The sequence below is a fragment of the Mesorhizobium sp. C399B genome (assembly GCF_030323185.1).
Lineage (GTDB): Bacteria > Pseudomonadota > Alphaproteobacteria > Rhizobiales > Rhizobiaceae > Mesorhizobium.
Window position 1 is genome coordinate 2,486,136 of record NZ_CP100472.1, and the last position, 25,178, is coordinate 2,511,313.

26 protein-coding genes are annotated in these 25,178 nt (G+C 63.7%); 14 read left to right on the forward strand and 12 right to left on the reverse strand.

Features of this window, described 5'->3' with window-relative positions:
• Nucleotides 1-33: 33 nt before the first annotated feature.
• From NLY36_RS11765 to ugpB, 4 genes are all read right to left on the reverse strand, one after another.
• Entirely contained in the window at nucleotides 34-1,095 is a 1,062-nt protein-coding gene (locus tag NLY36_RS11765) for a sn-glycerol-3-phosphate import ATP-binding protein UgpC (RefSeq protein ID WP_023698703.1), read from the reverse strand.
• A gap of 7 nt (nucleotides 1,096-1,102) precedes the next feature.
• A complete protein-coding gene (gene ugpE / locus NLY36_RS11770) occupies nucleotides 1,103-1,951 on the reverse strand; it encodes a sn-glycerol-3-phosphate ABC transporter permease UgpE (protein ID WP_023698704.1) in 849 nt (282 codons plus the stop codon).
• Nucleotides 1,952-1,960: 9 nt separating this feature from the next.
• The gene (gene ugpA, locus NLY36_RS11775; protein WP_023686696.1) at nucleotides 1,961-2,845 is read right to left on the reverse strand and encodes a sn-glycerol-3-phosphate ABC transporter permease UgpA; all 885 of its coding nucleotides are present in this window, start codon (nucleotides 2,843-2,845) and stop codon (nucleotides 1,961-1,963) included.
• A 71-nt stretch (nucleotides 2,846-2,916) separates the two neighbouring features.
• Nucleotides 2,917-4,227: a sn-glycerol-3-phosphate ABC transporter substrate-binding protein UgpB gene (gene ugpB, locus NLY36_RS11780; protein WP_023698705.1), complete on the reverse strand. Its 1,311-nt coding sequence runs from the start codon at nucleotides 4,225-4,227 to the stop codon at nucleotides 2,917-2,919.
• A gap of 185 nt (nucleotides 4,228-4,412) precedes the next feature.
• Here ugpB and NLY36_RS11785 point away from each other — a divergent pair, with 185 nt between their 5' ends.
• Together NLY36_RS11785 and NLY36_RS11790 are read left to right on the forward strand one after the other, a co-directional pair.
• The gene (locus NLY36_RS11785) at nucleotides 4,413-4,559 is read left to right on the forward strand and encodes a hypothetical protein (protein ID WP_023685332.1); all 147 of its coding nucleotides are present in this window, start codon (nucleotides 4,413-4,415) and stop codon (nucleotides 4,557-4,559) included.
• Nucleotides 4,560-4,707: 148 nt separating this feature from the next.
• A complete protein-coding gene (locus NLY36_RS11790) occupies nucleotides 4,708-7,155 on the forward strand; it encodes a bifunctional diguanylate cyclase/phosphodiesterase (protein WP_023698706.1) in 2,448 nt (815 codons plus the stop codon).
• Between the two features lie 90 nt (nucleotides 7,156-7,245).
• Here the strand turns inward: NLY36_RS11790 and tlpA are convergent, their stop codons facing one another.
• Nucleotides 7,246-7,938 carry a thiol:disulfide interchange protein TlpA gene (tlpA, locus tag NLY36_RS11795; protein WP_023734604.1) on the reverse strand — a complete coding sequence of 231 codons (693 nt, stop codon included), beginning with the start codon at nucleotides 7,936-7,938 and terminating at the stop codon, nucleotides 7,246-7,248.
• A 34-nt stretch (nucleotides 7,939-7,972) separates the two neighbouring features.
• Between tlpA and argH the strand changes: the two genes are divergently transcribed.
• The 3 genes from argH (at nucleotide 7,973) to lysA (ending at nucleotide 10,997) form a co-directional block, all read left to right on the forward strand.
• Complete coding sequence (gene argH / locus NLY36_RS11800; protein ID WP_023735182.1) at nucleotides 7,973-9,373, forward strand: argininosuccinate lyase; 1,401 nt, start codon at nucleotides 7,973-7,975, stop codon at nucleotides 9,371-9,373.
• Between the two features lie 68 nt (nucleotides 9,374-9,441).
• Nucleotides 9,442-9,648: a hypothetical protein gene (locus NLY36_RS11805; RefSeq protein WP_023673325.1), complete on the forward strand. Its 207-nt coding sequence runs from the start codon at nucleotides 9,442-9,444 to the stop codon at nucleotides 9,646-9,648.
• 80 nt (nucleotides 9,649-9,728) lie between these two features.
• Nucleotides 9,729-10,997 (forward strand): diaminopimelate decarboxylase, encoded by a 1,269-nt coding sequence (gene lysA, locus NLY36_RS11810; protein ID WP_023735183.1) that lies wholly within the window; start codon nucleotides 9,729-9,731, stop codon nucleotides 10,995-10,997.
• 20 nt (nucleotides 10,998-11,017) lie between these two features.
• Here lysA and NLY36_RS11815 read toward each other — a convergent pair whose 3' ends face one another.
• Entirely contained in the window at nucleotides 11,018-11,320 is a 303-nt protein-coding gene (locus tag NLY36_RS11815) for an ArsR/SmtB family transcription factor (RefSeq protein WP_023694025.1), read from the reverse strand.
• A gap of 50 nt (nucleotides 11,321-11,370) precedes the next feature.
• On the opposite strand from NLY36_RS11815, the gene NLY36_RS11820 reads away from it, so the two are divergent.
• From NLY36_RS11820 to NLY36_RS11830, 3 genes are all read left to right on the forward strand, one after another.
• Nucleotides 11,371-12,312, forward strand: a complete 942-nt coding sequence (locus NLY36_RS11820) for a threonine/serine dehydratase (RefSeq protein ID WP_023735184.1) — start codon at nucleotides 11,371-11,373, stop codon at nucleotides 12,310-12,312.
• Between the two features lie 136 nt (nucleotides 12,313-12,448).
• Nucleotides 12,449-15,025, forward strand: a complete 2,577-nt coding sequence (locus NLY36_RS11825; RefSeq protein WP_023735185.1) for a TIGR02302 family protein — start codon at nucleotides 12,449-12,451, stop codon at nucleotides 15,023-15,025.
• Nucleotides 15,026-15,066: 41 nt separating this feature from the next.
• Nucleotides 15,067-15,438 carry a glyoxalase superfamily protein gene (locus tag NLY36_RS11830; RefSeq protein WP_023735186.1) on the forward strand — a complete coding sequence of 124 codons (372 nt, stop codon included), beginning with the start codon at nucleotides 15,067-15,069 and terminating at the stop codon, nucleotides 15,436-15,438.
• Here NLY36_RS11830 and NLY36_RS11835 read toward each other — a convergent pair.
• On the reverse strand, nucleotides 15,435-16,298 hold the full coding sequence (locus NLY36_RS11835; RefSeq protein ID WP_023701399.1) for a LysR family transcriptional regulator: 864 nt from the start codon (nucleotides 16,296-16,298) through the stop codon (nucleotides 15,435-15,437). The two genes, NLY36_RS11830 and NLY36_RS11835, sit on opposite strands and share 4 nt — an antisense overlap.
• Before the next feature lie 226 nt (nucleotides 16,299-16,524).
• Between NLY36_RS11835 and NLY36_RS11840 the strand changes: the two genes are divergently transcribed.
• Nucleotides 16,525-17,475 carry a DMT family transporter gene (locus tag NLY36_RS11840; RefSeq protein WP_023735187.1) on the forward strand — a complete coding sequence of 317 codons (951 nt, stop codon included), beginning with the start codon at nucleotides 16,525-16,527 and terminating at the stop codon, nucleotides 17,473-17,475.
• A gap of 6 nt (nucleotides 17,476-17,481) precedes the next feature.
• Here NLY36_RS11840 and NLY36_RS11845 read toward each other — a convergent pair whose 3' ends face one another.
• From NLY36_RS11845 to NLY36_RS11855, 3 genes are all read right to left on the reverse strand, one after another.
• Nucleotides 17,482-17,853 carry a response regulator gene (locus tag NLY36_RS11845; protein ID WP_023673316.1) on the reverse strand — a complete coding sequence of 124 codons (372 nt, stop codon included), beginning with the start codon at nucleotides 17,851-17,853 and terminating at the stop codon, nucleotides 17,482-17,484.
• A 64-nt stretch (nucleotides 17,854-17,917) separates the two neighbouring features.
• Nucleotides 17,918-18,460, reverse strand: coding sequence for a hypoxanthine phosphoribosyltransferase (hpt, locus tag NLY36_RS11850; RefSeq protein WP_023673315.1), 543 nt, complete (start codon nucleotides 18,458-18,460; stop codon nucleotides 17,918-17,920).
• Nucleotides 18,461-18,484: 24 nt separating this feature from the next.
• Nucleotides 18,485-19,120, reverse strand: a complete 636-nt coding sequence (locus NLY36_RS11855; protein WP_023735188.1) for a hypothetical protein — start codon at nucleotides 19,118-19,120, stop codon at nucleotides 18,485-18,487.
• A gap of 174 nt (nucleotides 19,121-19,294) precedes the next feature.
• On the opposite strand from NLY36_RS11855, the gene ftsE reads away from it, so the two are divergent.
• The 3 genes from ftsE to NLY36_RS11870 all read left to right on the forward strand — a co-directional run bounded on the left by ftsE (nucleotide 19,295) and on the right by NLY36_RS11870 (nucleotide 21,789).
• Complete coding sequence (gene ftsE / locus NLY36_RS11860) at nucleotides 19,295-19,954, forward strand: cell division ATP-binding protein FtsE (protein WP_023685344.1); 660 nt, start codon at nucleotides 19,295-19,297, stop codon at nucleotides 19,952-19,954.
• Nucleotides 19,947-20,936, forward strand: a complete 990-nt coding sequence (locus NLY36_RS11865) for a cell division protein FtsX (RefSeq protein ID WP_023701396.1) — start codon at nucleotides 19,947-19,949, stop codon at nucleotides 20,934-20,936. The genes ftsE and NLY36_RS11865 overlap by 8 nt, the downstream gene beginning before the upstream one ends.
• Before the next feature lie 172 nt (nucleotides 20,937-21,108).
• Nucleotides 21,109-21,789, forward strand: a complete 681-nt coding sequence (locus NLY36_RS11870) for a YdcF family protein (RefSeq protein WP_245260186.1) — start codon at nucleotides 21,109-21,111, stop codon at nucleotides 21,787-21,789.
• 98 nt (nucleotides 21,790-21,887) lie between these two features.
• Here the strand turns inward: NLY36_RS11870 and NLY36_RS11875 are convergent, their stop codons facing one another.
• Nucleotides 21,888-22,520, reverse strand: coding sequence for a pyridoxamine 5'-phosphate oxidase family protein (locus tag NLY36_RS11875; RefSeq protein WP_023735190.1), 633 nt, complete (start codon nucleotides 22,518-22,520; stop codon nucleotides 21,888-21,890).
• 112 nt (nucleotides 22,521-22,632) lie between these two features.
• Between NLY36_RS11875 and NLY36_RS11880 the strand changes: the two genes are divergently transcribed.
• Nucleotides 22,633-23,538, forward strand: coding sequence for a LysR family transcriptional regulator (locus NLY36_RS11880; protein WP_023685345.1), 906 nt, complete (start codon nucleotides 22,633-22,635; stop codon nucleotides 23,536-23,538).
• 116 nt (nucleotides 23,539-23,654) lie between these two features.
• A complete protein-coding gene (locus NLY36_RS11885) occupies nucleotides 23,655-24,464 on the forward strand; it encodes a lysophospholipid acyltransferase family protein (RefSeq protein ID WP_023704323.1) in 810 nt (269 codons plus the stop codon).
• Between the two features lie 69 nt (nucleotides 24,465-24,533).
• Here NLY36_RS11885 and NLY36_RS11890 read toward each other — a convergent pair whose 3' ends face one another.
• Nucleotides 24,534-25,160: a LysE family translocator gene (locus NLY36_RS11890; RefSeq protein WP_023735191.1), complete on the reverse strand. Its 627-nt coding sequence runs from the start codon at nucleotides 25,158-25,160 to the stop codon at nucleotides 24,534-24,536.
• Nucleotides 25,161-25,178: the final 18 nt, after the last annotated feature.

Consider the following 25,178-nt stretch of genomic DNA (forward strand, 5'->3'; position numbering starts at 1 on the left):
TGCCGATGCGTCGGTTTGGCGCGAGCGGCTGCGTCAATCGACTCGTTTCCCAGCATTGTCGAACCAATGCAGCTTCTCGGCCCTCGCCACGACGCGCAGTTGATCGCCGGGTTTGGCCGTGGCGCGGCCGGCCACACGCACGACGATGCGGTTGCCGCCGGCGGCACAGTGAAGAAAGCTTTCGGCTCCCACAGGTTCGACCGCCTCGACCGCCGCAGGCAGAATAAGCGCGCCGGATGATGCCTCGGCACTGAAGGTGACGTCGGCATCCTCAGGGCGGAAGCCAAGCGTGGCGGCGTTCGTAGGCGCGAAGTCAACCGTCTTGCCGTCGGTCAGCGCCGGACCAGCCGGTCCTTGCGAAAGAGGCAGAAGGTTCATCGGCGGCGCTCCGATGAAGGAGGCGACGAAGGTCGATGCCGGCTTCTCGTAGATGTCGAGCGGCGCGCCCGTCTGCTCGACCAACCCGCCATTCATGACGACGAGAATATCGGCCAGCGTCATCGCCTCAAGCTGGTCGTGGGTGACGTAGACCGAGGTGACACCGAGCGAGCGCTGCAAATTCTTTATTTCGACCCGCATCTGGCCGCGCAGTTTGGCGTCGAGGTTGGAAAGCGGTTCGTCGAACAGGAAGACTTTTGGATTGCGCACGATTGCGCGACCCATGGCCACGCGCTGGCGCTGGCCGCCGGAAAGCTCGCGCGGGCGCCGGTCGAGCAGCGCCGTGAGCTCCAGCACCTTGGCGGTCGAGCGAACCCTGCTGTCGATCTCGTCCTTGGGAGTACCCCGGTTGCGCAACCCGTAGGCCATGTTGTCGTAGACCTTCATATGTGGATAGAGCGCATAGTTCTGGAACACCATGGCGATGTCGCGCTCGGTCGGACCGATCGTGTTGACGATCTTGCCGTCGATGGCGACGGTGCCGGAAGAAATGGTCTCAAGCCCGGCGATCATCCGCAGCAGCGTGGACTTGCCGCAGCCGGACGGCCCAACCAGCACGCAAAGCTCCTTGTCGGGAATGGCGATGGAGACACCCCTCACCGCCTCGACGCCGCTGGGATAGACCTTCTTCACATCCTTCAGATCGACGGTCGCCATCGGCTTCTCACTTTTCGGAATCGACAAGTCCGCGCACGAACCAGCGTTGCATCAGCACCACGATCAGGATCGGCGGCAGTATGGCCAGCATCGCGGTGACCATGACCAGATGCCATTGGGTATCGGCATCGGCGAAGGAGACCATCTTTCTAAGTGCGATGACGATGGTGTTCATGTCGTTGCTGTTGGTGACGAGCAGCGGCCACAGGTACTGCGTCCAGCCATAGATGAAGAGGATGACGAACAGTGCTGCGATGTTGGTGCGCGACAGCGGCAGCAGGATGTCGAAAAAGAAGCGCCATGGTCCGGCGCCGTCGACACGCGCCGCTTCCACCAACTCACCTGGGATGGTCATGAAGAACTGGCGAAACAGAAGCGTGGCGGTGGCCGAGGCGATCAGCGGAATGATCAGGCCGGCATAGGTGTCGATCATGCCGAGATCGACCATCACCTTGTAGGTCGGCAGGATGCGCACCTCGACGGGAAGCATCAGTGTGATGAAGATCAGCCAGAAGAAGACCATCCGAAGCGGAAAACGGAAGAACACGATCGCATAGGCCGAAAGGATCGAGATGAAAATCTTCCCCACCGCGATGCCGAGCGCCATGATCGTGGTGTTGAGCAGCAATCGGCCGACACTGACGCCGCCGATGCGGCCGACACCGCCGAACAGCGCCTCGCTGTAATTGTTCCAGACCTGGTCGCCGGGCAAAAGAGGCAATGGCGGCTTGAGGATGGTCTGCAGCGTCTGCGTGGAGGCAACGAAGGTGTAGTAGATCGGGAAAGCGACGATCAGGATGCCCAGGATGAGCACGGCGTGGGCGATGAGGGCGCGAAGCGGGGACTGACCAATCATCGCTCGCGCTCAACCGTAGTGGACTTTGCGTTCCACATAGCGGAACTGGATGGCCGTGAGTGAGATGACGATGACCATCAGGATGACCGACTGCGCGGCCGAATCGCCGAGGATCAAATTGACGAAACCGTCATTGTAGACCTTGTAGACCAGCGTCTCGGTGGCCTTGCCCGGCCCGCCGCCGGTGACGGCATGGACGATACCGAAAGTGTCGAACAGCGCATAGACCGTGTTGACGACCAGCAGGAAGAAGGTCGTCGGCGCGAGCAGCGGGAAGACGATGGTCCAGAAGCGCTTCGTCTCCCCGGCGCCGTCCATGGCCGCCGCCTCTATCAACGTCTTCGGCACCGCCTGCAGCCCGGCGACGAAGAACAGGAAATTGTAGCTGATCTGCTTCCAGGCAGCCGCAGACACCAGCAGGATCATGGCTTGGTTGCCGTTAAGCAAAGGATCCCAGGCAATGCCGAGACCTCTCAAGGCGTAGGCCAGCGAACCGATCGAGGGGTTGAACAGAAACAGCCACAACATGCCGGCAATCGCCGGCGCCACCGCATACGGCCAGATCAGCAGCGTGCGATAAAGGCCTCTGCCGCGCACCACCTTCTCGGCCATGACGGCAAGCAACAGGGCCACACCCATGGCGACGATCGCGGTCGCCAGAGAGAACACCAGCGTGACTTTGATCGAGTTGAGGTAGGCCGGGTCGGCCAGCACCTTGCGAAAGTTGGCGAGCCCGACGAACTTGCTCTTCAGCCCGAACGGGTCTTCCCTAAGCATCGACTGGTAGAGCGCCTGCCCGGTCGGCCAGTAGAAAAAGATCAGCGTAATGGCGAGTTGCGGCGCCACCAGCAGGTAAGGCAGGGTCTTGTTGGGGAAGACGACGCGTGGAGACAGGGTGATTCCCTCGCTATTCAGGAAATCGTCCACGCGGGTCCGCGTGGACGAGGTTCAACTGACAAATCGCTTCAGTTTCCGATCGCTTCCTGAATCGCCTTGTTGCCGCGTGCGACCGCGTTGTCGAGCGCCTGCTGCGCAGTCTGCTGGCCGGCCAGCATCTTCTCGAACTCCTCATTCTCGATGTCGCGCACCTGCGGCAGGTTGACGAGGCGCACGCCCTTCGAGTTCTCGGTCGGCGCCTTGCCCAGCATCTGCAGGATCGGCGTCTCACGGCCCGGGTTCTTGTCATAGAAGCCGGACTTCTTGGTCGCCTCATAGGCAGCGAGCGTCACCGGCAGATAACCCGACTTCTGATGCAGATACTCCTGCACTTCGGTCTTGGACAGGTGGGAGAAGAACGCCGCGACGCCCTTGTATTCCTCGTCCGATTTGTTGCCGAACACCCACAGGCTGGCGCCGCCCGGCGTGGTGTTCTGGGGCGCGCCCTTGGCGTCACTATCATAGGGAAGCTGGCCGATGCCGTAGTTCATGCCCGACTTGACGATGTCACCGAGACCCCCCGACGATTCGGTGAAGATGCCGCATTCTCCGGCAAGAAAGATCTGCTTGGCTTCGGATGTACGGCCGCCATATTTGAAGGTGCCGTCCTTGGCCAGGTCGGCGAGCGCCTGGAAATGATTGACGAAGATCGGCGCATTGATCTTGAGCTCGACGTCGGTTCCGGCAAGTCCGTTCTGGTTGGTGCCATAGGAAACGTCATTCCAGGCAGCGAAGGCCTCAAGGTGGATCCAGGTCAACCAGGTCGAGGTATAGCCGCAGGAAGCGGCGCCGCTCGCCTTGATCTTCTTGGCGGCTTCCCACACCTCGTTCCAGGTCTTTGGCGGATTGTTCACATCAAGCCCGGCCTTCTGGAAGATATCCTTGTTGTAGTAGAGGATGGGCGACGAGGAATTATAGGGGAAGGACAGCATGGTCCCGTCCGGCTTCGAATAGTAGCCGACGATGCCGGGCAAATACTGGCTCTTGTCGAAGGTCACGCCGGCGCTGGTCAGCACATCGGCCACCGGCTTGATCGCACCTTCGGCGGCCATCATGACGCCGGTACCCACGTCGAACACCTGGATGATGTCGGGCGCTTGCCCCGCACGAAAGGCAGCGATGCCGGCATTCAGCGTTTCGGGATAGGTGCCCTTGAAAACAGGGAGAATTTCATAGTCGCTCTGGCTGGCATTGAAATCCTTGGCGATCTTGTCGACCACCTCGGCATTGGCGCCGGTCATTGCATGCCACCAACTGATCTGGGTGGCGGTGAAGGCGGAGGTGGTGGAAAGCAGGGTCAAGGTGGCGGCAACACCGGCCGCAAAGCCGAACAACTTCATGTTTCATCTCCCGTTTGTCATTGGCGAAAGGGGCGCTCCCGCGAACGCAATATGTGTCGCTGATGACAATCGGACAACGGATTTGTTGCTGTTTCGTGAATTTCATACCCGGCTAACTTCGCGCCCCCTCGCCTTGCAACGAGGACAGAGAGAAATGCCAAGCCGGCTCAGCGATAGAATGGGGCATGGTGGGCCTGCAAGGATCGCCGACCGCCCAGCGATGCGTGAAGGGCCCGCGTGACAGCGCCACGCACCTGCACCGTGCGGCCGCCAAACCGGCGCTCGGCCAGATCGAGATCGGCCGAGCGGCATCGCGCCAGGCGCTGCTGTAACCGTGCGTCTGGAATGAGAACAGGATCGCCGCAACGTACAACCCGAAAAACCCGCTGTAGTTGTAGTTCGCATAACCGATTCTTCGTCAAGCGTGGCATACTAATCAAGTGGACGGCTTGATTGCTGTGGGAGAGCAGGTGGGGCGAGATGCTGACGGTCTATAATTGTATCGTGCATGAGCACGATCTGAGACTGGTCGCACTGGCAGCGCTCATTTGCGGTATTTCTTCCTTCTCGGCGGTCAACCTGCTTCGCCATGTCGACCGCTCGAGCGAGCGCAACCGCTATACCTGGCTGATGATAGCAGCCACTTCCACCGGCTTCGGTATCTGGGCGACGCATTTCATCGCAATGCTTGCCTTTTCTCCCGGAATCCCCAACGCCTACAATACGGAAATGTCGGCGCTTTCGCTCGCCGGTTCCGTCGCCCTGACCGCTGCGGGCATGTGGATCGCCACCTTGCGCCGGGGCATCGACTACCCTCTGGTCGGCGGCGCGGTCCTCGGCGCTGGTATCGCCGCCATGCACTATATCGGCATGGCCGCCTTCGAGGTCGAAGGGCGCATCGTCTGGAACCCGCTGCTGGTCGGCGTCTCGGTGCTGACAGGCGTCACCCTCGCCGCGCTGGCGCTGCTGGTCGTGTTGCGACGGCCGTCCATGCAGGCCACAATCGCCGCCGCCATCCTGTTGACGCTGGCGATCTGCAGCCTGCACTTCATCGCCATGGGCGCGGTGTCGATCTTCCCGGACTCCTCCATCGAGATATCGCAGTTCACGGTCGAACCGGTGTCGCAGGCCTTCGCCGCCGCTGCAGTCAGCATGGCTATCCTGGTGCTTTCAGCCGCAGCATTGTGGATCGACCTTCGCTTCCGGCGTCACAAGCTCGAGGCCGAGCGCATGCACGGCCTCGCCAACGCCGCCGTCGAGGGGCTGATCGTCTGCGACGGCGCCCGCATCGTCAGCGCCAATGACAGCATCGCGGCACTCACCGGCATTGCGCCGGAAGTGCTGAACGCGATGCTGCTTGGCGACCTCTTCGGCGAACGCACCGCGGCCGGCATGTCCGACTGCAGCGGACAGGCACAGGAAGCCGAACTCAGAGCCCATGACGGCGCCACCATCCCCGTCGAACTTATCGCCAGAAGCATCGACTATTGCGGCAAGCGGCACAGCGTGGTCGCCGTGCGCGACATCCGCGAACGCAGGAAGGCCGAGCAGGAGATCCTGCGCCTCGCCCATTTCGACCCGCTGACCGGGCTCCCCAACCGCCGCAGTTTCTCCGGCCGGCTCGAGGCCGAAATTGCCGCAATGGACCGCGGCGGCAAGGGTGGGCATCTTGCGCTGCTGCTGCTCGACCTCGACCGCTTCAAGGAAGTGAACGACCTGTTCGGGCATGGCGCCGGCGATGCCATGCTGCAGAAGGTGGCGCTATGCGCCTCCGCCGTGCTCCGCCACGGACAGATGCTGGCGCGTCTCGGCGGCGACGAGTTCGCCATCATCGCTCCGAACCTTCCCGATCCGCAGGCGGCCGGCCGCATCGCCGAGGCGGTGCTGGCGGCCATGCGCGAGGAAAACCGGCTGTCGGTCGGTGGCGGGCTGGTGTCGGCCAGCATCGGCATTGCACTTTATCCGCTCGACGCCGATGAGCCGACACTCCTGGTCAGCCACGCCGACACCGCGCTCTACCGCGCCAAGGCCGAGGGCAAGGACACTTACCGTTACTTCGAGGCCTCGATGGGCGCCGAGGCGCGAGACCGGCGCGTGATGGAGCACGAACTGCGCCAGGCCATGGCGCGCGATGAGTTTCGCCTCGTCTACCAGCCACAAAAGGAGATCAGCAGCGGGCGGATGGTCGGGTTCGAAGCGCTGATCCGCTGGCGCCATCCGCAGCGCGGCGACGTGTCGCCGGCGACCTTCATCCCGGTGGCCGAAGACAGCGGCGTCATCATCCAGATCGGCGAATGGGTGCTGGCGACGGCCTGCGCCGAGGCAGCGCGCTGGAAGAACCCTCTCACCGTCGCGGTCAATGTCTCGGCGGTGCAGCTCCACAATCCGAATTTCAGCCGCAAGGTGCATGAAGTCCTGCTCGGCTCCGGCCTGACGCCCGGCAGGCTCGAACTCGAGATCACCGAAACGGCGCTGGTCAAGGACATGCCGCGCGCGCTGGCGACCTTGCGCCAGGTGAAGGCGCTTGGCGTGCGTGTGGCGATGGACGATTTCGGCACCGGCTACTCCTCGCTGTCCAATCTCCGCGCCTTCCCCTTCGACAAGATCAAGATCGACGGCTCATTCATCAAATCAGTCGACAGCAACGGCCAGGTGGCAGCCATCGTGCGCGCCGTTCTGGGGCTTGGCCGCGGTCTCGGCCTGCCGGTTCTGGCCGAGGGCGTCGAGACGCTGGGCGAGCTGAAATTCCTCGACGCCGAGGCCTGCGAGATCGGCCAGGGCTACTATCTAGGCCGGCCCAGCCCGATCGAGGCGTTCAGCGAACTGACCGGCGTCGCGGCACCGGCGGCACAAGACGACGCCGGCGTCAAACAACGCGGCGGCAGCATCTTGATGCTGCCGCCGGCGGCGGCCCTGCGCTCAGCCTAGAGCAATTAGTGTGAAACGGTTTCCGTCCGAAATTGCGTCGAAACAAAAAAGTTAGCGCGGGTAGCCGTTTCGACGAAACGGTGAACCGCTCTAAGGGGCGAGTGCGGCCTCGACCAGGCGCTTGGCATCCGGTCCTGACCATTCGGCCGGTCCGTTCATATGCGCGATCAGGCAGCCTTCGCCATCGATCAGCATGGTGACGGGGAGGCCTAGCGCCAAGCCACGCGTCTTGACGTCGTTGAACAGCGCCAGCGTCGAATCGCGGTAGTAGCCGAGCGACCCGATGCCGATATCGGCGAGGAACTTCTTGGGCTTCACATCGTCGCCGGCATCGACATTGACCGCGACCACTTCGAAGGCATCGCTGCCCTTTTCCTTCTGCAAGGCGTCGAGCGCCGGCATTTCGGCGCGGCAGGGCGCGCACCACGTTGCCCACAGATTGAGCAGCACGGTCTTGCCGGCATGATCGGCGAGCGTCATCGGCTTGCCGTCGGGACCGTTGAAGGCGAGACTTTCCAGCGATTGCGGCGGATCGGCGGGCAGCAATGCCGCAACCTGGCCGGTGGCTGCGGCGGCAACTTTTTTGGCGCGGTCGCTCTTGGCGGCGCAGGCGACGTCGTCCTTGCTGTTGCCCGCGCCGGCCGCAGGTGCGCTGCCGGTGGCTGCGTTGTTGCCAGACCCGCTCTCGCTGACATATACCGCGACCGCGCCGGCCAGCACGCCCGCCAGCAAAGCGGCGAGGATCAGGCGCGGGGCCGGGAAGTATCTGTTACCGTCTGCCATTTTCTAAGACTGCTCCGGAGCACGGGTTATAGCGATGAGCGACAAGAAGGCCAGCAACCAGATGTGGGGCGGACGTTTTGCCTCGGGTCCGGCCGCGATCATGGAAGCGATCAACGCGTCGATCTCGTTCGACCGCAAACTTTATGCGCAAGACATAAGAGGTTCGGTCGCCCACAGCGAAATGTTGGCTGAAACGGGCATTATTTCGGCGGCCGATCAAGACAAAATCGCTCAAGGCCTGAACACGATCCTGAAAGAGATCGAGGCCGGCACGTTCGAGTTCTCGACCCGGCTGGAAGACATTCACATGAACATCGAGGCCCGCCTTGCCGATCTGATCGGCCCGGCCGCCGGCCGCCTGCACACGGCGCGGTCACGCAACGACCAGGTGGCGGTGGATCTCCGGCTCTGGGTCAAGGACGAGTGCTTTCGCGTCGCCGAGGCGCTGAAGGGGCTGATCTCAGCCTTGCTCGACCGCGCCGAGGAGCATGCGGCGACCGTGATGCCCGGCTTCACCCACATGCAGGCGGCGCAGCCGGTGACCTTCGGCCATCATTGCATGGCCTATGTCGAGATGTTTTCGCGCGACCTGTCGCGGACCCACGATGCCATCGAGCGGATGGATGAAAGCCCGCTCGGCGCGGCAGCGCTTGCCGGCACCAGTTTTCCGATCGACCGCCACAAGACCGCGAAGGCGCTCGGCTTTCGCGAGCCGATGCGCAATTCGCTCGACAGCGTCTCCGACCGCGATTTCGCGCTGGAGTTCTTGAGCCTGGCCGCGATCTGCGCCACGCATCTGTCACGGCTCGCCGAAGAAATCATCATCTGGTCGACGCCGCAATTCGGCTTTGTCAGGCTGTCGGATTCCTTCTCCACCGGCTCCTCGATCATGCCGCAGAAGAAGAACCCGGACGCCGCCGAACTGGTGCGCGGCAAGACCGGCCGCGTCACCGGCCATCTGGTCGGCCTTTTGACGGTGATGAAGGGCATGCCGCTGACCTACGGCAAGGACATGCAGGAAGACAAGGAATCGGTCTTCGACGCCGCCGAGACGCTCGATCTGATGCTGGCGGCGATGACCGGCATGGTGCGCGACATGACGGTCAATGCCGCCGCCATGAAAAAAGCCGCCGGCTCGGGCCACGCGACCGCGACCGACCTCGCCGACTGGCTGGTGCGCACGCTGGGCCTGCCCTTCCGTGAGGCACACCATGTCACAGGCCGCGCGGTGGCGTTGGCCGAAGAGAAGAAGGTGAGCCTTGAAAAGCTGGCGCTGGAGGATCTGCAGTCGATCAATCCCGGCATCACCCAGGACATCTTCTCGGTTCTGGCCGTGCAGAATTCGGTCAAGAGCCGCACCAGCTTCGGCGGCACCGCGCCGTCGGAAGTCAGGAAGCAGATCCGCAGCTGGAAAAAGCGCATCGCCAAGGCATGATGCCGGGGTGCAATGCGCCTAAAACTCGGTTAAAAGCGCAGCACATAAAGTTTCGGACGGATGGATCGATGACCGCAAGCAGGATTTTGGTGACGCTGACGCTGCTGACGGCGATGGCTGCCGTGACCGCTTGCGGCCGTAAGGCCGGTCTCGACACGCCCTATGAAGCGGCCGTCCAGGCCCGCAAGGACGCCGAGCGCGCCAAACAGCCGGTACCGCCGGAGCCGGAAAAACCGGTCGTGGACAAGAAGTTCATCCTCGACCCGCTGATCTAGAGCCGATGAGACCGGCTTGGTCTTTCTGACCAGGTCTCGTGCTAACCAGGTCTCGTGCTCCAACTTCCGGAAACACTCTCGTGAACCATTTCGATTACCGCGACGGCGTGCTCCATGCCGAGGACGTGGCGATACCAGACATCGCCGCAAGCGTCGGCACGCCGTTCTATTGTTATTCGGCGGCAACCTTGACCAGGCACTACCGGGTGTTCGCCGGGGCCTTTGCCGGGCTCGACACGCTGGTCTGTTACGCCTTGAAGGCGAATTCCAACCAGGCGGTGCTGCGAACGCTGGCAAAGCTCGGCGCCGGCGCCGACACCGTCTCGGAAGGCGAAATGCGCCGCGCGCTCGCCGCCGGCATCCCGGCCAGCAAGATCGTATTCTCGGGCGTCGGCAAGACCGCGCGCGAGATGGATTTTGCGCTCGAGGCCGGCATTCTCTGCTTCAATGTCGAATCCGAGCCGGAGCTTGAATTGCTGTCGGCCCGCGCCACCGCGCTCGGCAAGGTGGCGCCGGTCTCGCTGCGCATCAACCCGGATGTCGACGCCAGGACGCACAGGAAGATCTCCACCGGCAAGGCCGAGAACAAGTTCGGCATTCCCTGGCAACGGGCGCGCCAGGTCTATGCCCGCGCGGCCGGGCTGCCGGGCACCAAGCCCATCGGCATCGATACCCATATCGGCAGCCAGATCACCGAGTTGCAGCCCTTTGACGATGCTTTCGCGCTTCTGGCGGAACTGGTCGGCGCGCTGCGCGCCGATGGCCATGCCGTCGAGCATGTCGATCTCGGCGGCGGCCTCGGCATCCCCTACCGCACCGACAACAGCCCGCCGCCTTTGCCCGATGCCTATGCCGAGATCGTCAGGAAGCATCTGACAAAGCTTGGAGTGAAGGTGATGTTCGAGCCGGGCCGGCTGATCGTCGGCAATGCCGGCATCCTGGTCTCGGAAGTGATCTTCGTGAAGGAAGGCGACGCCAAGAACTTCCTCGTCGTCGACGCCGCCATGAACGATCTGATCCGGCCGACGCTCTACGATGCCTTCCACGACATCAAGCCGGTGGTGCAGCCGCCGGCCGACACGCCGCGCATGGCGGTCGATGTCGTCGGCCCGGTCTGCGAGACAGGCGACTATCTCGGCCTCGACCGTGACCTGCCCCGGCTCAAGTCTGGCGACCTAATTGCCGTCACCACCGCCGGCGCCTATGGCGCGGTGCAATCCGGCACCTACAACACCCGCCTACTTGTGCCTGAGGTTCTGGTCGACGGCGACCGTTTCCACGTCGTGCGCCGGCGCCAGACCTATGACGAGCTGATCGGCCTGGATTCGGTGCCCGACTGGCTGAAATAGAAGCCGCAGCGCCGGCTGCGCTACAGCCGGTTCTGGATGAGCATCCTTGTGTCGGCGATCCTGTCCTCGTCGCGGCGGTAGAACGTCCATTGCTTGATGCGCTTGGGGCGCAGCAGGCCGGCCTGGGTAAGCACGCGCATATGTTCGGAGAGCGTCGCCTGCGTAATGCCGAGCTTCTCCGCGATCAGCAGCGCGCAAACGCCGTCCTCGACCAGATCGCCGTCTGCCTGGGCCGGGAAATGCGCCTGCGGATCCTTCAGCCAGTCGAGGATCTGCAGCCTGCGTTCGTTGGCGATCGCCTTGAAGACATCAACCTCTTGCATTTAGCCATTTTGCCAAGTTACTAATTGCTGTCAATCCCAAGGAGATGGTCATGACGAACGGCAACACCGTCACGCGCGAACGCATTGCCGCGATGGAACCGCGCATCCGCCGCTATATCAGGCACACGCCGGTGCTGCGCGTCGACATGGCCGATTTCGACCGGCCGCCGCTGGCGGTCGACCTCAAGCTCGAATGCCTGCAGCATTCCGGTTCGTTCAAAGCGCGCGGCGCCTTCACCAATCTGCTCGAACGGCCGGTGCCTGCGGCCGGCGTCGTCGCCGCATCGGGCGGCAATCATGGCGCCGCGGTCGCCTATGCCGCCATGCGGCTTGGCCACAAGGCGACGATCTTCGTTCCCGAAGTCAGCCCGGCGGCCAAGCTGCAGCGCATCCGCGGCTACGGCGCCGAACTGATCGTCGGCGGCGCCCGCTATGCCGAGGCGCTGGCCGCCAGCGAGGCTTTTGCCGAAAAGACCGGCGCGCTGCAGATCCATGCCTTCAACCAGGAGGAAACATTGGTCGGCCAAGGCACGCTCGGCCTCGAAATCGAAAACGATCTGCCCGACATCGACACGCTGCTGGTCGCTGTCGGCGGCGGCGGCCTGATCGGCGGCATCGCCGCCTGGTTTGCCGGCCGCATCAGGATCATCGCCATCGAGCCCGAAGGCGCGCCGACGCTGCATCGCGCCTTCGAAGCCGGCCACCCCGTCGATGCGCCGGCCGAAGGCGTCGCCGCCGATTCGCTGGCGCCCAAACGCGTCGGCGAGATGATGTTCCCGATCGCCGAGGCCTTCGTCGAACGCTCCATCCTGGTCACCGACGGCGCCATCATCGCCGCGCAAAAGGCGCTGTGGGAGCGGGTGCGGATCATCGCCGAGCCGGGCGGCGCAGCGGCCTTCGCAGCGCTGCTGTCCGGCCGCTACACGCCGGCGCCGGGCGAGCGGATCGCCGTCCTTGTCTGCGGCTCGAATACCGATCCGGCGAAATTCTAAACCTTGCTTCGACTGAAGTGGGACGCAAACCCGTCAAAGCTTTTCAAGTTTTCCGGAACCGCCTCGCCTTTGCCGTGTTTGCTGGTAAACTTCTGCTTGTTGAGTCCGGGCTATCCCGCCCGGGCAGGAAGGGCCGATGACGGAACGCCCCATTTCCAGTGGCGATCGCAGCCTGGCCGGGCGGCTTGCCCTGAGCCGGCTGGCGACACGGGTCTCGATGACGGTCGAGCGCGGCTGGCCGCTGCTTCTGCCGCTGCTCATCATCGCCAGCCTGTTTCTCAGCCTCTCCTGGCTCGGCCTTTTCCCCCGGCTGCCTGACATTGCGCGCATTATCCTGGTCACTGCGTTCGGTATTGCCACGCTGGCGGCGCTCTATCCGCTGCGTTTCTTCAAGCTTCCATCCGCCGCCGAAATCGACCGCCGTATCGAGGCGGCCAACCAGTTGCAGCACAGCCCGGTGCTGGTGCAGACCGACCGTCCCAGCGGCAAGGAAAGCATCTTTTCCCAGGCGTTGTGGCGCGAGCACCAAAAGCGCATGGCCGACAAGCTCGGCAGCCTTGGCGCCGACCTGCCGCGTACCCGCGTGCCGGAGCGCGATCCGTGGGCATTGCGTGCCGTGGCGGCGCTGCTGTTGGTCACCGCTTTTGCCTTCTCCTTCGGACCGTCCGGCGGCAGGCTGTCCGATGGTTTCAGTGCCCATGCGGCGCGCGACATCGTACCGCCGCGCGTCGATGCCTGGGTGACCCCGCCGGCCTATACCGGCAAGCCGCCCATCTTCTTGACCGCGCCAGTCATCGATGGCAACGCCAAGCAGGCGGTTGCCACCTTCACCGTGCCGCAAGGCAGCGACGTCTCGCTGCGCGTGACCGGCGGCTCCGGCGAGGAAACGCTAAGCTTTGCCGACAAGGGCGGCAATGCTCGCGCCATCGACCCGTCGGGACCACAGGTGGCGGCCGTCAAGGCAGCGGCGGTCAACCCCGCGACCCCCAAGCTGCGCCAGTTCACCGGCAAGCTGACCGCCGACGGCACGCTGACGCTGAAGTCGGGCGAAGCCGATCTCGGTCGCTGGGCCTTCGCGGTGATCCCCGACAAGCCGCCGACGATCCGCTTCGTCGGCGAGCCCAAGCGCGCCGTCAACGGCGCCTTCGAGCTCAACTACCAGATCGACGACGACTATGGCGCGGCCACCGCCAAGGCGGTTTTCGCGCTGGCCGATCCGGCGGCGCCCGATGCGCATCCGCTCTACGGTCCGCCTGACCTGCCGCTGGCGCTGCCGCGCCGCGGCGGCAAGGCGAACGCCGCCAAGACCACCAAGGACCTCACCGAGCACGTCTGGGCCGGCGCCAGCATCAAGCTGTCGCTTGTGGCCACCGACGATGCCGGACACACCGCGACCAGCGAAACCAAGACTATTGTGATGCCGGAGCGGCCCTTCGCCAACCCGCTGGCGCGGGCGGTGGTCGAGCAGCGCCGCCTGCTGGCGCTCGACGCCAATGCCAAGCCGCGCGTGCTCGACCTGATGGACGCCATCACGTTGCGGCCCGAGGACACGTTCGACAACATGTCGCATTACCTCGCCATCATGAGCGCCCGCAGCCGGCTGAAGATGTCGGACAGCGACGATCAGTTGCGCAACGAGGTTGCCTATCTCTGGGAAATCGCGCTCGGCATCGAGGAAGGCAATCTCTCGTCCGCCGAAAAGCGGCTCCGCCAGGCCCAGCAGGCGCTGCAGGACGCCATCAAGCGCGGCGCCAGCGACGAAGAGATCGAAAAGGCGATGAAGGAACTGCGCGAGGCGATGAACGAATTCCTGCAGGAATTCGCCGAGCGCGCCAAGCAGAACCCGAACGCGCCGCAGGTGCAGCAGAATGGTCGCGAGCTGCGTCACAGTGATATCGACCGCATGATGGACCAGATCGAGAACCTGGCGAAGTCGGGCGACCGCGACAAGGCGCAGGAGCTGCTGTCGCAGCTGGAAAACATGATGAACAACCTGCAGGCCGGCCGTCAGCAGCAGGACAGCGAGATGCGCCAGCAGATGGACAAGCTGGGCGAGATCATGCGCCGCCAGCAGGAGATGATGAACGACACCTACCGCATGGACCAGATGCAGCGCGGAGATAATCAGCAGCCCGGCGAAGGCAATGGCGACGACCCGGACCAGCCGGGCGTCGGCAAGGATCGCGATCCTCTCGCCCGGCCGAAGTCGATGACACCGCAGGAATTCGCCGATGCGATGAAGCAGTTGCAGGAAGGCCAGGGCCAGTTGCAGAGCGAACTCGACAAGCTGAAGAAGGGCCTGGAAGGCATGGGCATGCAACCCAATGAGGGGTTTGGCGACGCTGGCAAATCCATGGGCAATGCCGAAAAGTCGCTTGGCGAAGGCGAAGGCGACCAGGCAGTCGGCCACCAGGGTCGCGCGCTGGAAGCGCTGCGCAAGGGCGCCAAGGAGATGATGAAGCAGCTGCAGGCGATGCAGGGGGACCAGGGCGGCAGCCAGGAAGGCGGCCGCCAACAGGACGCCGGCCGCGATCCGCTGGGCCGACCGCGCGCCAGCCGCGGACCCGATTTCGGCGATTCGGTGAAGGTGCCCGACGAGATCGACGTGCAGCGCGCCCGCCAGATTCTCGAGGCGATTCGCAAGCGGCTCGGCAACGCGCTCAGCCCCGACATCGAGCGCAGCTACCTCGAGCGGCTGCTGGAGCTGAAGTAGCCTCCAAGGCAACATCCGTCGAACTGAATGGTATCAGCGCCATGCCGAAACTCGGTGCCGTCACGCCCATCCTGCGCATCTTCGACATCGCCAAGGCACGCGAATTCTATGTCGACTTTCTCGGCTTCAAGGTCGAGTTCGAGCACCGCTTCGACGACAATGCGCCGCTCTACATGGGTGTAATCCGCGACGGCTGTGTCCTGCATCTGAGCGAACATCATGGCGACGGCGCGCCGGGTATAGCCATGCGCATCAAGGTCGAGGACATCGCGGCATTGCACCGCGAACTGATCGGCAAGAGATACCGCTACGCCCGGCCGGGCCTCGAAACCACGTCGTGGCAGACCCGTGAAGTGTCGGTCGGCGACCCCTTCGGCAATCGGCTGCATTTCTACGAGGATGCAACAGTCTAAGCCGGCCGGTTGACGAACGCCTCGCGGATCGCCTCCTGCATGCCGTCGATAGCTTCGCCTGAGGCATTTGGGCTGCGGTGCATCACCACATTCGAGGAATCGATATGGCCGAACCCGTCAGCGGCGGTGAGTTCACGACAGCCATCCGGAATATTGCTGTGCGAGATCGGCGCGATCGCCAGGCCAGAGGTGACGGCGAGCTTCAGGCCGCCGGTGGTGTCGCTGGTATAGGCGACACGGTAAGCCAGCCCACGCTGCTCCAGCGATTTGATGGCAAAGTCCTTGCACCAGCCGGCCCGGTTGTAGAGCGCGATCGGCACCGGCCGCTCCTCATGCATGTGATGCAGGCTCGATGTCACCCACACGGTCGGATCGTGCATCAGCACCTCGCCGCCGGAAGGATCCTGCCATTCGAACACCACGGCGAGGTCGAGTTCACCGGCCGCCAACGCTGCCAGCTGGGCGCCCGAATGTGCATAGCGCACGGTGACCTCGACCTTGGTGTGACGCTTCGAGAAGGCGCCGAGCGCGCGCGACAGGATGGCGTGACCATATTCCTCGGGAATGCCGATGCGCACCGGCCCGCCAAGAGGTGCCGCCGCCATCGATGCCGCCGTCTCGTCGAGCAGCGAGACGATGCGGCGGGCATTGACGATCAGCTCGCCGCCACGGCGCGTCAGCGCCACGCCGCGCGAGCCGCGTTCGAACAGGCTGTCGCCGACCAGCTCCTCGAGCTTCTTCATCTGCATCGACACCGCCGACTGGGTGCGCCCGGCCTGCTCCGCCGCCCGGGTGAAATTGCCCGCTTCGGCAATGGCGACGAAGGTGCGCAGGAGATCGCTGTCGAGAGTCGGCCGCATCGAATCCGTCATAAGCAAATTTGATCGCTGGTATCATTCCAATTCGTTTGCAACATGTCAAACGCCGCAGCATAGTCCGCTCGCCCATTGGATATGCCGCCGCGAAATCGGCTGCGGACCAATCAAAGAGTCCTCACTCATACCCGCTGCCCGAAACGGTGGCGGGTTCTTTTTACCCCATGGCCGGGCGGCTGCGGGCAGTTAAGGCAAGGGCCGGCAGAACAACATGCGTAACCGGATCGTTCTCGGCATCATCAGCCTCTGCCTTGGCGTGCTGGTGTTCTCGCTCCAGGACCCGCTGGTCAAGGCGGTGTCGGCCGGCTATCCCGTGACCGAGGTGATGTGGATCCGCTCGATCGTCGCTTTGCCGATCCTGATCTTTCTCGTTCGCGCCGACGTCGGCCTGCGGGCCATCGCCTCGAAGCGGTTTGGCCTGCTGACGATCCGCGCCTTCATCCAGTTCAGCTCCTATACCGTCTACTATCTGGCGATCGCCGCTCTGCCGCTGGCCGATGCGGTGGCGCTCTACTTCATGGCGCCGCTGTTCATCATGGCGATGGCCGGGCCCTATCTCGGCGAGCGTGTGTCATGGCAGGCGCTGGCCACCGTGCTGATCGGCATGCTGGGCGTGGTCGTGATGCTGCGCCCGGGCGCAGGCCTGTTCGACTGGGCGGCCCTGTTGTCGCTGGGCTCGGCGCTGCTCTACGGCTTTTCGCAGCTGATGGCGCGCAAGATCGGCGACACAGAATCCTCCACCGTCATGGCCTTCTACCAGAACGGCGCCTATCTGGTCGGGGCCGCTATGGTTGCCGGCACGTTCTGGCTTGCCGGCATAACCCACGCGGTCCATCCGAGCCTCGAATTCCTGGTGCGGCCGTGGGTCTGGCCGACGACACCGGATTTCCTCAAGATGGCCGCCTGCGGCTTCGTCGCTTCCGCGGGCATGATCCTTCTGTCGCAGGCCTATCGGCTGGCGCCAGCCAACCGCGTCGCCACCTTCGAATACACAGGGATCATCTGGTCGCCGTTGTGGGGCTTCCTGTTCTTCAACGAGGTGCCGCGCTCGACCACCGCCATCGGTGCGGCGCTGATCATCGGCGCCGGGCTGCTGGCGCTAGACACCGAGCGGCGCAGGAGCGCTGCGCCTGTCCTCGCCGCGTCTCAGGATGCCGCCTGAAGCGTGTCAGGCGAAGCAGGCGAGCGCCTGGTCGACCCGCGAGCGGATTTCGGCCAGCGTGAAAGGCTTTTGCACGACGTCGATAATGATGCCGTTCAATTCCTCGGCGCGCTCGCGCTGGTCGGCATAGCCGGTCATCAGCAGGATCTTCATGTCAGGGAAAAGCCTGGCTGCGGCGATCGCCATCTCGATGCCATCCATTTCCGGCATGCGGATATCGGAGACGACGAGGTCGTAACCGCCGCCTGCAGCACTGACCATCGCCAGCCCCTGCGCGCCGTCGGCGGCGATATCGATCGAGTGCCCGGCGCGTTCGAGCGCGCGGGCGGCGAGGGTGCGGACGGACTCATCGTCCTCGACGATCAGAAGCTTTGCCATGGGCCGGAATTTGGCGGGCAAAAGTTGACTTTTTCTGAAAATTTGAAGCGTCGGGGGCCTTTTCTCAGGCATCGCCTTTGACGACACCGACAAACGGCAGTTCGCGAAAAGCGTGGGCGACGTCCATGCCGTAGCCGACGACGAAGTAATCGGGACAGTCGAAGCCGACATAGTCGGCGTTCAGCTCCGTCTGGCGGCGCATGCGCTTGTCCAACAGCACCGCGATGGCGCAGCTTTTGGCGCCCCGCGACAGCATCAGGTTGCGGGTGAAGGACAGCGTCTTGCCGGATTCCAGGATATCGTCGATCAGCAGCACGTCGCGGCCGGCGACCTCATTGTCGATGTCGCGCAGCACCCTCACCTCGCCGCTGGTGGTGCCGGCGCCATAGCTGGAAATGAAGATGAACTCGACCTCCGGCGACAGCCCGACATCGTGCATGGCGCGGATCAAATCGGCGGCGAAGATGAACGAGCCCTTCAGCACCGAAATCACCAGCAGGTCGTGATAGTCGTGCTCGGCGATCTCCTTGGCGAGTTCGAGATTGCGCCGCGCGATCGCGGACGCCGAAAACAGGACCTCGATGTCCTTGCCGCGCACAACTGGCATCAACAACCTTTCCAGAGAAACCGACTAGCCGGCGAAGGTGACCGCCACGGCCTTGACGCCGTTTCTAGGCACATCGAGGCGGCTGGAAAAGCCGAATCTTTCGCCGGGCGCCAGAGAACGGTTGGATGTCCCCAGAGTATAGCGGGTGATGCGGCTGTCATTGCCGGTGACACGTATCTCCAGCGAAGGCAATTGTCCCGCCTTCAAACCGTCATTGACGGCCTCGCCGTCCACGAACAGCACCGGGGTGGGTCCCGAGGCGTCGACACGCGACGTGACGCCGGCAATGCTGAGTACGGCGCCCTCCGGCTGTTCGACTGACCAGAACGGCGTCTGGCGCACCAGCGCGTGGCCACCCGAGACCCAGAAGGCGGCAAGCGCCGCACCGATGCCGGCAATCCAGAAGATCGGCCCGCCACGCGATGCCGGCCGCCCGGCTGACGCATCTGATTTGCGCAGCATCTCCATGCCTTCCATCGACGGCGTCGCGATGTCGCGCGCCGGCGTCGGCATGGCTTCTACCCTTGGGATCGGCTGCGGCAGCACCTCATAATCCGCATCGACGATGTCGGTCGCCACAGGACGCGATTCCGGTGCGACACTTGTCCCGGTCATGATTTCGCCGGAAACCGGGCGCGCGGTTCGTTGCTCAGCCATCATGGCCCCGCTGTTGCCTGTTCGTTTCTTTTGCGTAAATGGAAATGGTTAACGCTTCCCCACCGGAACCCTTGTGACGCACTCAAAAACAGCGAAAATTAACCGAGGGTTAACCATGGCGGCCGATGGTCGTCGGACAGAAAGGGCTGGCACGCCGCCGCCCTCAGGTCGTCGCACGTGATCCGCTTCGAAAATGTCGGCCTCCGCTATGGCATGGGTCCGGAAATCCTCCGCGACATCTCCCTGCACATTCCGGAGAGCTCCTTCCAGTTCCTGAGCGGGCCCTCCGGCGCCGGCAAGACGACGCTGCTGCGCCTTCTGTTCATGTCGCTGAAGCCGACACGCGGGCTGATCACCATCTTCGGCAAGGACCGCTCGCGCATCTCGCGCGCTGAACTGCCGCATCTCAGGCGCCGCATCGGCGTGGTGTTCCAGGATTTCCGCCTGCTCGACCACATGACCACCTATGAGAACGTCGCTCTGCCGCTGCGCGTGCGCGGCCGCGAGGAAGCGAGCTACCGCACCGACGTCACCGAACTTTTGAAATGGGTTGGCCTGGGCGAGCGCATGCATGTGCTGCCGCCGGTCCTTTCGGGTGGCGAAAAGCAGCGCGCGGCAATCGCCCGGGCCTTGATCGAACAGCCCGAAATCCTGCTTGCCGACGAGCCGACCGGCAATGTCGACCCGCCACTGGCACGCCGGCTGCTCAGGCTGTTCATCGAGCTCAACCGGCTCGGCACCGCGGTGGTGATCGCCACTCACGATCTCGGCCTGATGGAACAGGTCGACGCGCGCCGCATGATCCTGGCCGGCGGAAGGCTGGATATTTATGACTGAAGTATCGGCCGAACAGCTGCATGAAGACGCCGCCGAACCGGCGACGACGACGCAGCGCGTCCAGCGCCGCATGGCGCCGATCGTGCCGGCGCAGAATATTGCCGGCCGCGCCTTGGTGCTGGTGATCGCCATCATGACCTTCCTGTCCTGCCTGACTTTCGGCGCCGTCACGCTGGTGCGCGACACTGCCTCGGTCTGGGAAAACCAGATCTCGCGCGAGGCGACGATTCAGATCAAACCGGTCGACGGCCTCGACATGGAGGCAGCCCTTGCCCAGGCCTCGCAGATCGTCGGCGAATTCCCCGGCGTGAAGGAAACCCGGATCATCGATCGCGACGCCACCGCGCGTCTGTTGGAGCCATGGCTGGGCTCGGGCCTGAATATCGACGAATTGCCGGTGCCGCGCCTGATCATCGTCACCATCGACGAGACCAGTCCGCCCGACTTTAGCGCCATCCGTGCGGCGCTCACGCCCAAGCTGCCGAGTGCTTCGCTCGACGATCACCGTACATGGGTCGACCGGCTGGTCGCCATGGCCCGCACCACGGTCACCATCGGCATCGCCGTGCTGGTCCTGATGCTGTCGGCGACGGTGCTGACCGTAGTGTTTGCGACGCGCGGCGCTATGGCGGGTAACGGCCATATCATCGAAGTGCTGCATTTCGTCGGCGCCGAGGCGCGCTTCATCGCGCGCGAATTCCGCTGGCATTTCCTGGTCACCGGGATGAAGGGCGCGGCCGCCGGCGGCGCAGCCGCGATCCTGGTTTTCATCGTCTTTTCCTGGTGGTCGTCGCGCAACATGGCAACGCCGCAGGCCGACCAGGCCACTGCTTTGTTCGGCAATTTCGCCATCGGATCGGCAGGCTATCTCGGTGTCGGCCTGATGGTGCTGGTGATCGGCGGACTGACGGCGGCGACCTCGCACGCCACAGTCGTCGCCTATCTCAGCGACATCGATGTCCGCCAGCCGGATGCGGGGTGAACCGTGAGGGCAGAAGCGAAAACAGTTCGGGGGCAAGGACAGGAATGGAAGGGACGATCACGGATCGAAAACCGACGTAACGCAATGTGCGCTTTTTTCCTTACCAAAAAGGCATTTCAGGATTAACCATAGGACGATGAACGCGCGGGAGTCGACCGGAACGGCTGGACAGATGCCAGTGGTGCGTTCGCGTGTGCGCACCGGGCTGGGCCGTTTGCGCACCGCCCTGCGTCTCGCCTCCCTCTGTCTACTGCTGCTGGTGGCCCTGTTTGCCGGTGGCTTCGGCTGGTTCGCCAGCAAGGTCAGCCACATGACGACCCCGACCAACCCGGCCAAGGCCGATGCGATCATCGTCTTGACCGGCGGTCAGGCCCGCCTCGACGCAGCACTCGATCTGCTTGCCTCCGGCAAGGGCGAGCGGCTGCTGATCTCAGGCGTGCATCCCTCTGCCAGCCGCCGCCAATTGCAGGCTGCTACCGGCGGCGACAAGGCGCTGTTTTCCTGCTGTGTCGACATCGACCGCGCCGCGCTCGACACGATCGGCAATGCCGAGGAAAGCGCTAAATGGGTGGAGAGCCACGCCTATGGCAGCGTCATCCTCGTCACCAACAATTACCACATGCCGCGCAGCCTGCTCGAGATGGGCCGCCTGCTGCATGGCGCCAGGCTTGAACCCTATCCGGTGGTCAACACCAATCTGGACAATGGCGACTGGCTGACCAAGCCAGAAGCGCTACGCGTGCTTCTGACCGAATACAGCAAATACCTGCTGGCGCTTGCGCGCGGCGTCGTCCCGGTCCGCCAGACTGCCGACAGCGTCGCACTGGCCGAGGTTTCGACCGCCAAGGACTAAAGCAATTCCAGGAAAAGTGTGTAGCGGTTTTCCCGGGAAAAGCACGTACGCTTTCCCTTGGGAATTGCGTCCAGACAGACGACTCTGACGGCGCTCGATTACCCCTTGGCCGTGCCGTCTTCCGCGCCACGCAGCCGCGCAATCTCCTGTTCGAGGCTTTCAATCCGCTTGTCGCGTTCGGCGAGTGCGGCCGCGACATCGGCGGCCTCGAATCGCTGCGGAATGTGTTGCGGGCAATTGGCATCCCAGGCCGAGACGGTGAACAAGATGACCTGCTCGGGGCGCGCCTTGTAGTCCTGCGGCATCAGCCTTGCCAGAAGCTCGGCATCGTCCTCGACGACGCGCGCCGTGCCCCAGATCTTGACGCGCTGGCGATGCGCATAGTCGATCAGGAACAGGAATGCCTGGTTGTTGTCGGCGAGATTCCCTTGCGTGATGAACTGCCTGTTCCCGGAGAAATCGGCAAAGCCGATGGTCTTTTCGTCCAGCACCTTGAGGAAGCCGGCTGGCCCGCCGCGATGCTGGATATAGGGCTGACCCTCGCCATTGGCCGTCGACAGGAAGACGCTGGTCTGCGCCGCGATGAAGTCGGCGAGGTCGGGCGTGATATGGGCGCGCCATCCGCCGCGCTCCTCGGCGCTGGCATAGCCCTTGCGCGAACCTTTGCGGGTCTGGATCGCCTTGATCGTCGGCGTGAAGGCGACATCGCTGGTGAAAGTATGAGCATTCATGGAAGCCTCCGCGAGGCCGAAACACGGCCATTGTACGAAGAGGTAGGTCCTTCCATGTTTTGGATGTAGATGGCATAGTTGCAAGCTATCCTTCCAATTTCCGGAAGACACTATGGATCGTCTCGAAGCCATGTCGCTGTTCGTCGCCGCGGTGGAAGCGGGCAGCCTTTCCGCTGCCGGCCGCCATTTCGGCATTCCACTGGCAACGGTCAGCCGCAAGGTTTCCGACCTCGAAAAGCACCTTCAGGCGCGCCTGCTGAACCGTTCGACCCGGCAGCTCACGCTGACCGATGCCGGCCAAGCCTATCTCGCCGCCTGCCGCCGCATCCTCGGCGAGGTCGGCGAAGCCGAACGCACCGCTGCCGGCGAATACAGCACGCCGACTGGCGACCTGTTCATCACCGCGCCGGTCGTCTTTGGTCGCTTGCACGTGCTGCCTGTCGTCACCGAATTCCTGGCGGCTTATCCTCAAGTCAACATTCGCCTGACGCTGGCTGACCGGATAACCCAACTGGCGGAGGAACATCTCGACCTTGCCATCCGCATCGGCGAGCTTGCGCCTTCGAGCCTCATTGCCATCCGCGTCGGCGCGATCCGTCGCGTCGTGTGCGCCAGCCCCGCCTATATCGCCGCGCATGGCATGCCGCGGACGCCGGACGATCTGGCCGCGCATGAATGCATCAGTTTCGAAGGGCCTGCAGCGCTCGCCAGCTGGAGCTTTGCCGGCGACAAGGGCGAACTGATCGTGCCGATCCACTCACGGCTGCGCGTCAACACGGCGGAAGCTGCAATCGATGCCGCGATTGCAGGCGCCGGGATGACGCGGGTGCTCTCCTACCAGATCGCGGACGCAGTACGTTCCGGCGTGCTCGTCCCGGTCTTGCGACCCTTCGAGCCGCAGCCGTGGCCGGTGAGCCTCGTCCATGCCGGCCAAGGCCTGCTGGCGGTGAAACTCAGGGCGTTCCTCGATTTCGCCGCTCCGCGGCTGAAGCAGCGGCTATTGCAGGCGACGTGGTGAGTTGAGACTGGCTTTGAGTCAGTGGCGAGCCGGCCTATGTCAGGCCATTGCGGCGTTTCCTTTTTGCCCGCGCTTGGTGTAACCAACGCACACCTCCTCAACGGGCCCTTCCCCGCATGCTCTATATCCGCTCGCTGGCGTTCAACTTCGTCTTCTATGTCAATCTGATCGTCCAGATGGTCCTCTGGACCCCTTACTACTTCCTCTCGCCACGCCATCGCGCCTGGTTCGTGCCGAAATTCTGGTCGCGCACCAGCCTGTGGCTCTACGACAAGATCGCCGGCACCAGGAGCGACATCACCGGCGTCGAGAACCTGCCGGAGGGCTCTTTCATCCTGGCGCCGAAACACCAGTCGTTTTGGGACGCGATCGCTTTCTTTCCCTTCCTCCACGATCCGCTTTATATCCTGAAGCGCGAGCTGACCTGGATCCCCTTCTTCGGCTGGTACATCCTGAAGATGCGGATGATCCCGGTTCACCGCGGCAGCCGCTCCAAGGCGTTGAAGCAGGTCGTTGCATCGACAAAGCAGGAGATGGGGCGCAATCCGCGCCAGCTGATTATCTACCCCGAAGGCACGCGCCGAGCGCCAGGCGACGAGCCGGCTTACAAATACGGCATTGTCGAGCTCTATACGCAGCTTGGCGTCCCGGTGGTACCGGTCGCCCATGTCGCCGGCCTCTATTGGCCTCGCCGCAAATTCTTGCGCTTTCCCGGCACCATCAAGGCCCGCTTCCTGCCGCCGATTCCGCCCGGGCTCGGCAAGGACGAATTCATGGACCGGCTGATCGGCGATACGGAAGTCGCCTGCGACCAGCTGCTGATCGAGGCATCGCAGGCTCCTAACCCGCCGCAAATGCCGCCGACGGCGGTCAAGCGGCTGGCCGAACTCGCCGCGGCCGCCAAAACAATTCCAGGAAAAGTGTGAGCGGTTTTTTCCGTCCTGAATCGCGCCAAAACAAAAAAGACCAAAGCTTGATCTCTTCTGCGGGCCGGCTCAAGGCCACGCCGCCAGCGCCGTGGTCAGCACCAGCGTCGCCGCGAAGGCCAGATTGATGATCCGCGACGTCAGCGGCTGGCGCAGGGTGCGGGCGAAGGCCGCGCCGGCCAGCAGCCACAGCACATGGATGGCTACGATCATCAGGGTGAGAACCGCCAGCCTGGCCGGGATGCCGAGAGCATCGGCGCCGGCTGCGGTCGCGGAGCCAGCAAGGACCGCAGCAATCGCCACATAGGCTTTCGGGTTGGCAACGGCGAGCAGGAAGCCGCCGAGGAAGGTCGGCAGAACCGCGCTGCTGTCACGCGCGGCCAGCGGCGGCGCTGTCGCTATTCTGTAAGCGAGGTAGAGAATATAGGCGGCGGAAGCGACCGCCAGCACTGGCGCTACGCCCGGCATCGAGGTGAGGATAGCCTTGATGCCGGTGGCCACCACCAGCAGCACCGCGACCGTGCCTAAAATGATCCCCGATGTGTAGTGAAGCGAATTGTGCAGGCCGAAGGCGGCCCCTATCGCCGTGACGCTGATCGTCGCCGGGCCAGGACTGCCCATGACGACGGTTGCCGCCAGCACCAGCGCCAGCAATTGCTGCCAGGGCTGCGCCTGCGAAAGAATGTCTGCGGCCATGCTGCCTCTTCTCCACAA